General features: G+C 48.5%; 10 protein-coding genes and 7 tRNA genes. All 17 read left to right on the top strand.

The genetic code is table 11. From position 1 onward, the window contains the following. Positions 1 to 82: 82 nt before the first annotated feature. The 17 genes from AF331_RS09005 (at position 83) to AF331_RS08925 (ending at position 12123) form a co-directional block, all read left to right on the top strand. Positions 83 to 156 (top strand) — tRNA-Trp (locus AF331_RS09005). A gap of 2 nt (positions 157 to 158) precedes the next feature. Then, positions 159 to 234 (top strand) — tRNA-His (locus AF331_RS09000). A gap of 41 nt (positions 235 to 275) precedes the next feature. After that, positions 276 to 347: transfer RNA gene (locus tag AF331_RS08995), tRNA-Gln, on the top strand. 4 nt (positions 348 to 351) lie between these two features. Then, positions 352 to 426: transfer RNA gene (locus AF331_RS08990), tRNA-Gly, on the top strand. 9 nt (positions 427 to 435) lie between these two features. Next, positions 436 to 506 (top strand) — tRNA-Cys (locus AF331_RS08985). 21 nt (positions 507 to 527) lie between these two features. After that, positions 528 to 612: transfer RNA gene (locus AF331_RS08980), tRNA-Leu, on the top strand. A gap of 3 nt (positions 613 to 615) precedes the next feature. Continuing rightward, a tRNA-Gly gene (locus tag AF331_RS08975) sits at positions 616 to 689 on the top strand. A 129-nt stretch (positions 690 to 818) separates the two neighbouring features. After that, a complete protein-coding gene (locus AF331_RS08970) occupies positions 819 to 1571 on the top strand; it encodes an alpha/beta hydrolase (RefSeq protein WP_053427711.1) in 753 nt (250 codons plus the stop codon). Positions 1572 to 1727: 156 nt separating this feature from the next. Further along, positions 1728 to 2669, top strand: coding sequence for a carbohydrate ABC transporter permease (locus tag AF331_RS08965; RefSeq protein WP_053427710.1), 942 nt, complete (start codon positions 1728 to 1730; stop codon positions 2667 to 2669). Beyond that, complete coding sequence (locus tag AF331_RS08960; RefSeq protein WP_048004562.1) at positions 2669 to 3496, top strand: carbohydrate ABC transporter permease; 828 nt, start codon at positions 2669 to 2671, stop codon at positions 3494 to 3496. Before AF331_RS08965 ends, AF331_RS08960 begins: the two co-directional genes overlap by 1 nt. 72 nt (positions 3497 to 3568) lie before the next feature. Next, positions 3569 to 4837 (top strand): ABC transporter substrate-binding protein, encoded by a 1269-nt coding sequence (locus tag AF331_RS08955; protein ID WP_053427709.1) that lies wholly within the window; start codon positions 3569 to 3571, stop codon positions 4835 to 4837. 148 nt (positions 4838 to 4985) lie between these two features. Then, on the top strand, positions 4986 to 6782 hold the full coding sequence (locus tag AF331_RS08950; protein ID WP_053427708.1) for a cache domain-containing sensor histidine kinase: 1797 nt from the start codon (positions 4986 to 4988) through the stop codon (positions 6780 to 6782). Further along, entirely contained in the window at positions 6760 to 8337 is a 1578-nt protein-coding gene (locus AF331_RS08945; protein ID WP_053427707.1) for a response regulator transcription factor, read from the top strand. The genes AF331_RS08950 and AF331_RS08945 overlap by 23 nt, the downstream gene beginning before the upstream one ends. Continuing rightward, on the top strand, positions 8334 to 9065 hold the full coding sequence (locus AF331_RS08940; RefSeq protein WP_053427706.1) for a ThuA domain-containing protein: 732 nt from the start codon (positions 8334 to 8336) through the stop codon (positions 9063 to 9065). Before AF331_RS08945 ends, AF331_RS08940 begins: the two co-directional genes overlap by 4 nt. Continuing rightward, positions 9062 to 10084: a Gfo/Idh/MocA family protein gene (locus AF331_RS08935; RefSeq protein WP_053427705.1), complete on the top strand. Its 1023-nt coding sequence runs from the start codon at positions 9062 to 9064 to the stop codon at positions 10082 to 10084. Before AF331_RS08940 ends, AF331_RS08935 begins: the two co-directional genes overlap by 4 nt. A 17-nt stretch (positions 10085 to 10101) precedes the next feature. Then, positions 10102 to 11142 carry a Gfo/Idh/MocA family protein gene (locus tag AF331_RS08930; RefSeq protein WP_053427704.1) on the top strand — a complete coding sequence of 347 codons (1041 nt, stop codon included), beginning with the start codon at positions 10102 to 10104 and terminating at the stop codon, positions 11140 to 11142. A gap of 12 nt (positions 11143 to 11154) precedes the next feature. Next, on the top strand, positions 11155 to 12123 hold the full coding sequence (locus tag AF331_RS08925; RefSeq protein ID WP_053427703.1) for a sugar phosphate isomerase/epimerase family protein: 969 nt from the start codon (positions 11155 to 11157) through the stop codon (positions 12121 to 12123). The last annotated feature ends 48 nt before the right edge of the window (positions 12124 to 12171 follow it).

Raw genomic sequence — 12171 nt, 5'->3', positions numbered from 1 at the left:
CGAAGTGGCTAAACGCGGCGGACTGTAAATCCGCTCCTTCGGGTTCGGCAGTTCGAATCTGCCCCCCTCCACCATTTAGTACAGGGGCATAGTTTAACGGTAGAACGAAGGTCTCCAAAACCTTTGGTGCGGGTTCGATTCCTGCTGCCCCTGCCATGGCGATTGTGGCGAAGTGGTTAACGCACCGGATTGTGGTTCCGGCATTCGTGGGTTCGATTCCCATCAGTCGCCCCATATTTTTGTCACATTTTTCTCTGTGTGTCATATACTAACAGTGGGCTATAGCCAAGCGGTAAGGCATCGCACTTTGACTGCGACATGCGTTGGTTCGAATCCAGCTAGCCCAGTAGTGCGGAAGTAGTTCAGTGGTAGAACACCACCTTGCCAAGGTGGGGGTCGCGGGTTCGAATCCCGTCTTCCGCTCCATAGAAAAATGGCGGCATAGCCAAGTGGTAAGGCAGAGGTCTGCAAAACCTCTATCACCGGTTCAAATCCGGTTGCCGCCTTCATATTGTTTTTAGACGCTTGCCGGTGTGGCGGAATAGGCAGACGCGCACGACTCAAAATCGTGTTCCGTAAGGAGTGCCGGTTCGACCCCGGCCACCGGTACCATAAGCGGGTGTAGTTTAATGGTAAAACCTCAGCCTTCCAAGCTGATGTCGTGGGTTCGATTCCCATCACCCGCTCCATCTTACATATTCAGACTTCCAACCGTTTTGTTGGAAGTCTTTTTTTATATTGCAGGGGAGAATATCTGGAAACCCCATCCGTCTCCTTATATACTGGACATAACGTATAGATCATTAGGGGGAAAACGTATGAACATTCAATCTATCCAGTTGAGCAGCAACCCGCAATCGACGCTTACAGCCTATTCTTTGGATACAACCAAGCGCATGAAAAACATCTCCATCCGTCCTGCGGTTCTGATCCTGCCGGGGGGAGGGTATTACTATACTTCCGACCGGGAGGCAGAGCCTGTAGCCATGGCTTATTTGTCAGAAGGCTATCATGCATTCATCCTTCGGTATTCGGTAGGAGAAGACAAGGGATTTGAAGATTCATTCAGGGATGCGGAAGAAGCATTGGCTTATATCAGGAATCATGCTTCTGAATTTGGAGTGGATCCTGAGCGTATCGCGGTAGTCGGCTTTTCCGCCGGGGGGCATCTGGCCGCTTCACTGGGGACTATGGGTACCAATAGACCGAGAGCCCTGATACTTGGGTATCCTTGTATTCTTTCAACCCTTGAGGATGTGCTGGCATTCCCGGTGCCGTCCCTCGAAGAGAAAGTCGATGGGAACACACCTCCTAGCTTTTTGTTTTCGACTTTTGAAGACCAGATCGTACCGGTCGAACATACGGTGGAATTCATGAGGGCCCTCACTCGTGCTGGCGTCCCCTTTGAATCTCATATTTTTCAGCATGGCGTCCACGGACTTTCCCTTGGGAAGCCTTTGTCATCGGCTGGACAGCGTTCAATGGTAGACGAGGATTTCTCACAGTGGTTCCAGCTCAGCATCTCCTGGCTCCACCGATTGATGGGAGACTTCCCCCTAGACCGTGAATAATAGATATGACCCACTCCCGCCTTACTCAGGCGGGGGTCTTTTTTTTTGATCCCTAAAGAGGTCAATATCGTGCCCCATCCATGTCAACTCAGTTGACTATAAAAAGTAAGCGTTTACATTATAATGAAAAAAAGCGCGACCGAAGGGGGAGAAGAGATGGAACCAAAGATAGAGACGGGACCGGTCAGGCCTGAAGTACAGCTGAAGCCTGTTCCTAAAAAAGGACTTAAATGGAAAAGTATATTGACCTATAGTGCCTTCGTAGGTCCGGCACTAGTGTTCTTCCTGGTTATTCAGATCATCCCATTCTTGATGGGACTGTATTATTCATTTACATCATGGAACGGGGTCAGTTCAGCAGTGGAGTGGGTTGGATTCGATAATTATATCCGGATATTCACCGATGATCAGGTGTTCTTCCAATCCTTCATGTTCACAACGAAGTTCATGTTTGCAGCGGTGGTGATCAGCAATGTGATCGGGTTCGGGTTTGCCCTTCTCCTGAATGCAGCCTTGAAGACGAGGAATATCCTGAGAACGGTATTCTTCTTGCCGAATGTCATCGGAGGCCTGCTGCTCGGATTCATCTGGCAGTTCATCTTTGTAAAAGGGTTTGCGTCGTTGGGAAATGCAACCGATCTTTCTCTGTTCAAGATGCCTTGGCTTGGGGATGAGAAGACCGCTTTCTGGGGCATCGTCATCGTTTTCGCTTGGCAGATCAGTGGTTATATGATGGTCATATATGTAGCAGCCCTGCAAGGTGTCGATACATCTTTGTTGGAAGCAGCAAAGATTGATGGTGCATCGAACTGGACGCTGTTGACAAGGATCATTGTTCCCCTCATCCTGCCGGCTTTCACGATCTGTTTCTTCCTGACGATTTCCATGGCATTCAAGATCTTTGATCTGAATATATCGCTGACAGGCGGGGGACCATTCAACTCCACCCAGTCTGTAGCCATCAATATTTATCAGGAAGCATTCCAGAATAACCGATACGGTCTCGGTACAGCCAAATCGATCCTGTTCTTTGTCATCGTCGCCGTATTCACTACCGTCCAGGTGATGATCACGAAGAGGAAGGAGGTCCAGGCATGATGAACAACCGCTACACTAAGAGGACGTTCCTGCTCGAAATTGTTGCAATCGCACTGGCCATCGTCTTCATGATCCCCTTTTACTTCGTACTGGTGAATTCGGTCAAACCGTTCGCAGCCATCCTGATCGATGCAGCGGCCTGGCCGGAAGAGTTCATGTTTTCAAACTATGCAAGGGTGTGGGAGATCATCCAGTTCCCCCGTGCTTTCATGAACTCCTTCATCATCACGACGATCAGTAACATCGGTCTTGTTCTGATTTCCTCCATGGCCGCATGGAAAATGGTCAGGACTCCGGGGAAGTTCAGTAAAATCCTATTCATCTTATTTGTATCAGCCATGGTCATCCCTTTCCAAACGGTCATGATTCCTTTGATGAAGGTGGGTGGGACACTGGGCCTGACTAACAGTATACCGGGATTGATCCTCATGTATTTCGGTTTCGGCGTACCGCTGTCATTGTTCCTTTACCATGGCTTTGTCAAGACGGTGCCGGTCGAGATCGAGGAGTCGGCCATGATGGATGGCTGCAGCTCATTCGGTGTCTTCTGGAGGATTGTCTTCCCTCTATTGAAGCCTATCACCGTCACCGTCGTCATTCTGAATACGCTCTGGATATGGAATGATTATCTTCTTCCGCTCCTGGTTCTGCAGGATGCAGAGCTCCGGACGATCCCGCTTGCTGCCAGCTCATTCTTTGCACAGTATACGAAGCAATGGGACATGGGACTTGCCGCTTTGGTCCTCGGGATCACACCGGTCATCATTTTCTTCCTGTTCCTTCAGAAGCATATCATTAAAGGGATTGCATCAGGATCAATCAAGTAGATATAAACTTTCTGTATATTCCATGCAGAAAATTATATAAAATTTATAAGAAGAATGGGGAGGTCGAATCTAGTGAAACGTATTCTACTGTTAAGCATGTCGTTGATTCTGGTGTTTGGGATCATTGCAGGCTGTTCATCCAAAGGCTCTTCGGGTTCAGGAGGCAAGAGTGACGGGGATGTGGTGACCCTGAATTTCTTCCAGTTCAAGGTTGAAATCGCCGATCAACTTCAAGAAATGATCAAGGAATTTGAAGCAGAGCATCCGAATATTAAAATCAAGCTTGAGACGGTAGGGGGAGGAGCGGACTACGGTGCAGCGTTGAAAGCGAAATTCGCTTCCGGAGAGGAACCGGATATTTTCAACAATGGAGGTTTCAAGGAGCTTGATCTCTGGAAAGAGAAGCTTGCTGACCTTTCTGGTGAGCCGTGGGTCGATCATGTTCTTCCAATCGGTAAAGTCCCGATGACTGATGAGGATGGCAAGCTATACGGGATGCCGGTCAACTTGGAAGGGTACGGCTTCATTTATAACAAAGATCTTTTCGAAAAAGCAGGTATTAAGGAAACACCAAAAACAATCGACGAACTGAATGATGCAGCAAAGAAATTGAAAGCCAAGGATATCACGCCGTTTTCAGCCGGTTATGGCGAATGGTGGGTCATCGGACAGCATCTGCTGAATATCCCGTTTGCCCAGCAGGAGGATCCCGATGCGTTCATCAAAGGATTATATGATGGAACAGAAACATTCAAGGATAATGACAAGTTTAAAGAGTTTAAGAGTGTACTGGATGCGGAAATCAAGAATGCCAACGATAATCCACTGACGACGGATTATAACACCCAGGTGACGCTCTTTGCATCAGGGGAAACTGCGATGCTTCAGCAAGGGAACTGGACAGAAAATATGATCACCGAAGTCAATCCTGATATCAACATGGGCTTCCTGCCGATTCCACTGGACAATGATGAGAGTGCCGACCGTCTTCCTGTAGGGGTACCGAACAACTGGGTACTCAATAAAAACTCCAAGCATCTGGATGAAGCGAAAATGTTCCTGGAGTGGATGGTTTCATCTGAAACAGGTAAACGTTATATCACAGAAGAGTTTGCCTTCATTCCGGCTTTCGATAACATCGAACCGAATGGATTGGGAGACCTTGGTGAATCCATCCTGACGTACTCGAAGGATGAGAAGACAATCCCTTGGACATGGTTCCAATGGCCGGATGGAGCGAATAAGGAATTCGCTGCTACCATTCAGGAATATGCTGCAGGCAAGATCGATTATGATACAGTCTTGGATCGATTCCAGAAAACATGGGATAACCTGAAGTAAGAGAGGAATGGGAAGCACTGGTCATGGGTGCTTTCCATTTTTTATCCCGTCTATCAGTATTTTAAAATATTTTTTTAGAAAACCCTTTCAAATAGGAGGAGGGAAGATTTATACTATTTTATAAGCAAGTTTCGGGGGGCCTGGACCGATGTTGAAGGGAAGCATCCGCAATAAGCTCATTTTCTTATTGATGATTACGACGATCCTGCCCTTTGGCTCTTCGATCATTGTCACCTATCTCTATACAAAGGATTCCATGGAAGACCAGGTGGTGAAAGAGAGCAGCAACTTGCTTTACCAGGGGAAGGTGAATCTTGAAGGCTATATCGGAGAATTGAATGATTTGTCCCTCTCCCTCTATAACAATCCAGACTTTATCAATTATATGAAATCCCCGGACAAAGACCATGGCTATCTGACCATCGGGATGGTGAAGAATGTAATGCAGACCATCCTTTACACAGGTGATACGATCAACGGGGTCAAGATCTCTTTTCTTGAGGAAGATCGCTTCATCTCGGCGACGAGACGGACCAATGTCGTATTCTCAAGGGGGATACCCGAAGAAGATGAGGTTTCTTTTCTGAAGGCTGCCCAGAGTCCATTCAATATGTATATTGAACCTGCTTATAGCCAGCAGGAGGAGAAAATCAGGCGCTCAAAGGAAATCGTGACGATCCATCGTGCATTCCGGAACATCCCGGATAATGACGTCCTTGCCTACATATCACTCGATATCGCTCCGGATAAAGTCATCGACCTCAGCCGTAATATGTACAATAGTGAATCTGAAGAGTTTTATGTTCTATCACCTCATGGGGATATGATCTACAGTTCCGATGCTGAGATATCGGATAAACAGCAATGGATCCAAGAGGTCATCGGTGAAGAGAAAGAGGCGGGAACCATCGAGTGGAAGAGGGATGACTTCAATGGGGTGATCATGTACGATCGCCTGTCACCTTCTGCAGGAGGGTGGTTCCTCGTCAAACGTGTTGCTTATGCAGATTTATATGAAAGCGCTTTTAATGTAGCGAAGATCAATATCCTCTTTGGGGTCATCGGGCTTGGGCTGGTGGTCCTGGCCACCCTGTTTGTTTCATTCAGGATCACCTCACCCATCCGTGGGCTCCTGAAGTCCATCCAGCAGGTTGAAAGCGGGAATATGCAGGTAAAGGCAGAGACATATAGCGAGGATGAAATCGGGGTCCTGAGCAGAAGGTTTCATCAAATGGTAGACAGGATCAACCATCTTATCAACCGGGAGTATAAGCTTGAGCTTGAGAATCGCACCAGTCAATTGAAGATGCTCCAGTCACAGATCAATCCGCACTTCCTGTACAATGCACTCCAATCAATCGGTACACTCGGCTTGAAGAATCATGTCCCGCACATATACTCTCTTGTGACCCATCTTTCTAAAATCATGAGGTACGGGATGGATATGCAGGAAGACGTCGTTCCCCTTCATAAGGAAATCACCTATGCGACTGCTTATCTTCTCCTGCAGAAAGAACGCTTCGGAGATCAGCTCAGATACGACATCCTTGTTCATGAAGACGTAAAGGAAGTCGCCGTCCCCAAGATGATCCTGCAGCCCATCATAGAAAACTACTTCAAGCATGGTTTCGACGTGAGGAACGGGGCAGGCGTCATCACCCTGAATTGCCGACGTGAAGAAGATCAACTGATCATCATCGTGAAAGATAATGGAGGAGGCATTCCGGAAAAAAGGATTGAAGAGATTGAAAAGCAGTTGTACAACCCATCAAAAAAGACAGAAGGGCATATCGGATTGAAAAACGTGTATGTTCGATTGGATCTGTACTATGGCGGGAAGGCCGCTCTTTTGCTGAAGAACCTGGATGAGGAAGGATTCATGGTTAGAATCGAAGTACCGCTGCAATGGGAGGGTGATGCCGATGAAAGCCATCATCGTGGATGATGAGAAGCACGTGCGGGAGGGGTTGATCCTCCTTGCTGATTGGGCAGTCCATGGAATCGATACGGTCATGGAAGCAGAGGATGGGGAGGAAGCCGTCGAACTGATCCAAAAGCACCGTCCGGAAATCATCTTCACTGATATGCGCATGCCCAAGAGAGACGGAATCAGCCTGTTGAAATGGATCCACACGGCAGGTATCCGAAGTAAAACCATCGTCGTAAGCGGACATGATGACTTTGAATTGATGAGGAATGCCATTCATTATAAGAGCTTCGATTATCTCTTGAAGCCCATCGAGCCCGATATATTGAATGAAACCCTCGAGAGGGCTGTGAAGGAATGGAGAGATCATCGTCGTTCGGAAGCGGAAGAGAAGCAGGCCATGAACGAAGTGAAACCCCGGTACTGGGATCACTTGCTTTCGACTCTGTGCCGTCAATCCTTTGTACCCCCTTCAGCGGAGAAGGAATTTCTCAAGGAGCATGGACGATCGCTGGTGGACTGTGAAAAGCGCATTGCGATCTTTTCAGTGAAACCCATGATGAGACACGTCTTTCAAGGCGATCTGGAACTGACGGTTTTTACAGTGATGAATATTTGCAATGAGTGGCTCAGGAGCAAGGATATCGGTGTCTGTTTCCGCCATACACATTCAGATGATGAGATTGCCATCCTCCTCTGGGAAATAGATGATGCAGAGAGCAGGCTCCGTCAATTGACCGAGCGGATCTATCAATATAGCAGTGTGCAGATCACCATGGCCATCGGGACGATTTCCACCCGAATGCATGAAGCCTATCAAGCGGCACTGGCCATCCACTATGGAAAGGATTTGACCGGGAAGGCGGCGGTTGTATCCAAGATTGAGAGGAAGTCAGAGCCTCCCCACCTTTTCGATTATGCGGCGGAGTTGAAGCTTCTCGTCCAAGCTGGTGATAAAGATAAGCTCTCATCCAAAGTACTGATGATCATGGATGCATTAAGTAAGAAAGAGGGACTTACCCTTGCCCGCCTGAAGGAGTGGGATGATCAGTTCAGCCTCCTCCGGTCAAATTGGCTCAAAGAGTACGGCATATCCCTCAAAAGAAAACCGGTGGAATCGGACTATTGGGGAAGGGACGGATCTTTTTTGGTTGATCGGTTCAAAGAGGATAAAAGAAAAGACTTTCTTGAACTCATCGACTGTCTGTCGAACATCAGGTATCAGAAAGAAAAGAACCCCATGCAGGAAGTGGAGCAATTCTTGATGAAGCATTACGTGGAAGAAGTAAGCCTTCAGGAAATCGCCGACCGATTCTATCTGAGCAGGGAGTACATCTCCCGCAGATTCAAACAGGAATACGGAGTGACCATAACGGATTATCTGACATCGGTCAGGGTGGAGAAGGCAAAGCAGCTCTTATCCAATCCTTACGTGAAAATCTACCAGGTTGCTCACGATGTGGGATTCCAGAATGAGAAATATTTCAGTAAGGTATTCAAGAAGCATACAGGAGAAACGCCGGCACAATTTAGGCAATCGCTTGCACAACGACAAATGGAGGGAATCGAATAATGAATGTTACAGTTTGGAACGAGAACCGTCATGAACAACAGAATCCAGTGGTGAGGGAGATCTACCCTAAAGGGATACACGGAGCAATCGCTTCGTTCCTGGAAGACGCATTCAATGTGAGGACAGCAACCTTGGATGAACCCGAGCATGGCCTGACACAGGAGGTCCTTGATGGAACGGATGTATTGATCTGGTGGGGGCATCTTGCCCACGGGGAAGTGAGTGACGAAGTAGTAGAAAGAGTGAAGCAGCGGGTACTGGATGGAATGGGTCTGATTGTTCTTCACTCCGGTCACTTCTCGAAAATCTTCAAAACTCTCATGGGTACTTCCTGTGATTTGAAATGGAGGGAAGCCGACGAGAAAGAGCGAATCTGGATCGTGGATCCATCCCATCCGATTGCAGACGGGATCGGGGAAAGCATTGAGCTTGAGAAAGAAGAGATGTACGGCGAACACTTTGATATCCCGGCGCCGGATCAGCTTGTGATGGTGAGCTGGTTTGAAGGAGGAGAAATCTTCAGGAGCGGATGTACGTATCAGCGTGGGAACGGGAAGATCTTCTACTTCCGTCCAGGGCATGAAACGTATCCTACCTATTACCATCAAGACGTTCAAAAGGTGATTGCGAATGCAGTGAAGTGGGCTGCCCCAGTGAACCGGAACCGACCTGTCTATGGAAATGCACAGCCACTTGAAACGATTAAAGCGAAGGAGGAAGCAAAATGAAACCATTGAAGATTGGTGTGATCGGATGCGGCAGCATCGCGAAACATCGGCATATTCCTGAATATATGGCCAATGAACACGCAGAAATCGTGGCGGTTTGCGATATCGTAAAAGACCGTGCCCAAGAGATGGCAGACCAGATTGGTGCAAAAGCGTATACGGATTACAAAGACTTGTTGAAGGATGAGTCGATTGAAGCGGTGAGCGTCTGTACGCCGAATGCCCTCCACGCTCCGATATCCATTGATGCATTGAAGGAAGGAAAGCATGTCCTTTGCGAAAAGCCGATGGCCACTTCCACTGAAGAAGCGGAAGCCATGATTGTGGCAGCCAATGAAGCCGGTCGAAAACTGATGATCGGACACAATCAGCGATTTGTCCCATCCCACCAAAAAGCGAAGGAGCTCATCTCCAAAGGAGAAGCCGGAAAGATTTACAGCTTCCGCACCGCATTCGGCCACGGTGGTCCTGAAGGCTGGAGCGTGGATGGAAAGGATAGCTGGTTCTTCAGGAAAGAAGAAGCCTTCATTGGTGCCATGGGTGACCTTGGGGTCCATAAAACGGATCTTATGCGATATATCCTCGGTGAAGAATTCGTGGAAGTTGGCGCATTCGTTGAAACGTCTTCCAAAGAAAATGCCGATGTCGATGATACGGCCGTATGCGTGTTGAAAACGGAGAGCGGGACCATCGGGACCCTCGCTGCAAGCTGGTCCTATCAAAAGGAAGATAATTCGACCGTCATCTATGGTGAAAAAGCCGTCCTTCGACTTGAAGAAGACCCTGTCAATTCCCTTGTCGTACAGTATTCAACGGGCGAGGTCGTCAAATATGAACTTGGCGGGATCCAGACGAACGATGACGGCGGTCAGTCTGCATCAGGAGTCATCGATCGATTCGTGACGTCAGTCGTAGAGGACGTTCCGACAGCTGTCCCGGGTGAAGAAGCCATGAAATCACTTCAGGTGGTCCTGGGGGCTCTTGAATCAAGTAAAACCAAACAGATCATCAGACTGTAAGATAAGGAGTTTCAGCCATGACAAAGCTCAAAATGGGAATCATCGGCGCCGGGGGAATCGCCCAAGGCCGCCATATTCCTGCTTATAAAAAACTGTCAGATATCGTGACCATCACAGCGGTGAGCGATCTTAACCCGGCAACCGCTGCGGGAGTCGCAAAGGAGAACGCCATCCCCCATGTTTTCAGCGACTATCATGACATGTTCAGCGTTGTGGATGCCGTCACCATCTGCACCCCGAATAAGTTCCATGCGGAAATCAGCATAGCCGCGCTGAATGCAGGAGTACATGTTTTCTGTGAAAAGCCCATGGCGATGACCGTGACGGAATGCGAAGCCATGATCGATGCATCCAGAAAATCAGGGAAACTCCTCGGAATCGCATATCACTACCGGTTCATGAAGGATTCCATCGCTGCAAAAAGGGTCATTACTGAAAACGAAATCGGCGAGCCGATCGTTGCAAGGGCCCGTGCAATACGACGTCGGAAAGTCCCTGGCTGGGGCGTATTCACCAACAGGGAGCTTCAGGGGGGAGGAAGCCTCATCGACTATGGATGTCATTTCCTCGACCTTTCCCTATGGCTCCTTGGAAATCCGATCCCTGTTGAAGTGACAGGTACTGCTTACAATAAGCTTTCACGCATGCCTGGACAGGTCAATCAGTGGGGGGACTTTGACCGGGAAAACTTCGAGGTGGATGATCATGTGACAGCCTATATCAAATTTGATAATGGTGCATCCATGTTATTCGAAACATCCTGGTCGGCGAACGTCAAGTCGGATGAAGAGAGCATGAGCATCTCAGGTGAAATCGGGGGGATCGACCTTTTCCCATTCCAGATGAATCAGATGAAGCACGGCATGCTTCTGAATAGTGAGGCGGATTGGATACCCGGTGACGATGATGCTGGCATCCCCCAGGCGATGAACTTCATCAAGAGCTGCTTAGGTGATGAAGAGCTTATTGTAAAACCGGAAGAAGCACTGCAGGTTTCAGCTATTATCGAAGCCATCTATAAAAGCAGCGAAACGGGGAAAAGCATCACATTAAGATAGGAGGAAATATAGATGAAGCTCGGAGTATTTACTGTATTATTCTCTGAAAAGAGTTTTGAAGAGATGTTGGACTATGTGAAGGAAGCGGGGCTCCACTCCGTGGAGATCGGGACGGGCGGTTATCCAGGTAACGCCCACTGTGATCTCGACGCTCTACTCGAGAGTGAGGAGAAACGCAGGGAGTATGCGGAGAAGGTAACATCAAGGGGACTGGAGATCAGTGCTTTCAGCTGTCACGGAAACCCACTGACGCCTGACAAATCATTTGCAGAAGAATCCCATAGAGCCCTTGAGAAGACCATCCGTCTTGCCGGTCTGATGAACGTACCTGTTGTGAATTGCTTCTCCGGTACGGCCGGGGATCATGAAGGAGCCAAGCATCCCAACTGGCCCGTCACTCCGTGGCCGAATGAGTACGGCGATATATTGACATGGCAGTGGGAAGAGAAATTGATCCCGTACTGGAAGGAGATGGGGAAACTTGCAGAAGAAAACGGAGTGAAGATCGGCCTTGAGCTTCATGGCGGGTTTCTTGTGCACACCCCGTACACCCTTCTGAAACTAAGGGAGGAAACGAGTAAAGCCATCGGCGCCAATCTCGATCCAAGTCATCTGTGGTGGCAGGGGATCGACCCTGTTGCCGCCATCAAGATCCTCGGCCAAGAAGATGCGATCCATCACTTCCATGCAAAAGATACGTACATCGACCAGGACAACGTCAACATGTATGGCCTGACAGATATGCAGCCATACGGAAACGTAAGGAGCAGGGCATGGACGTTCCGTTCAGTCGGATGTGGTCATGGGTTGCAGGAATGGTCCGACATGATGAGTGCCCTTCGTACGTATGGGTATGACTACGTTGTCAGCATCGAACATGAAGACCCGATCATGTCGATTGAAGAAGGCTTCCTTCGGGCAGTGAAGAACCTGAAGTCGGTCCTGATCGAGGAGACACCGTCTGATATGTGGTGGGTGTAAGGCCGCTTTGTGTAGGATTCCTCGCTAGCAGGAAGAGTGGCAAACGAT

Source organism: Rossellomorea marisflavi, from assembly GCF_001274775.1.
Lineage (GTDB): Bacteria > Bacillota > Bacilli > Bacillales > Bacillaceae_B > Rossellomorea > Rossellomorea marisflavi.
This window is presented reverse-complemented; position numbering and strand designations above follow the sequence as displayed.

Bases quoted from the DNA above. Each gene is read 5' to 3' on its own strand.
- AF331_RS08970 (WP_053427711.1), top strand. From the start codon at position 819: ATGAACATTCAATCTATCCAGTTGAGCAGCAACCCGCAATCGACGCTT.
- AF331_RS08965 (WP_053427710.1), top strand. From the start codon at position 1,728: ATGGAACCAAAGATAGAGACGGGACCGGTCAGGCCTGAAGTACAGCTG.
- AF331_RS08960 (WP_048004562.1), top strand. From the start codon at position 2,669: ATGAACAACCGCTACACTAAGAGGACGTTCCTGCTCGAAATTGTTGCA.
- AF331_RS08950 (WP_053427708.1), top strand. From the start codon at position 4,986: ATGTTGAAGGGAAGCATCCGCAATAAGCTCATTTTCTTATTGATGATT.
- AF331_RS08945 (WP_053427707.1), top strand. From the start codon at position 6,760: ATGAAAGCCATCATCGTGGATGATGAGAAGCACGTGCGGGAGGGGTTG.
- AF331_RS08935 (WP_053427705.1), top strand. From the start codon at position 9,062: ATGAAACCATTGAAGATTGGTGTGATCGGATGCGGCAGCATCGCGAAA.
- AF331_RS08930 (WP_053427704.1), top strand. From the start codon at position 10,102: ATGACAAAGCTCAAAATGGGAATCATCGGCGCCGGGGGAATCGCCCAA.
- AF331_RS08925 (WP_053427703.1), top strand. From the start codon at position 11,155: ATGAAGCTCGGAGTATTTACTGTATTATTCTCTGAAAAGAGTTTTGAA.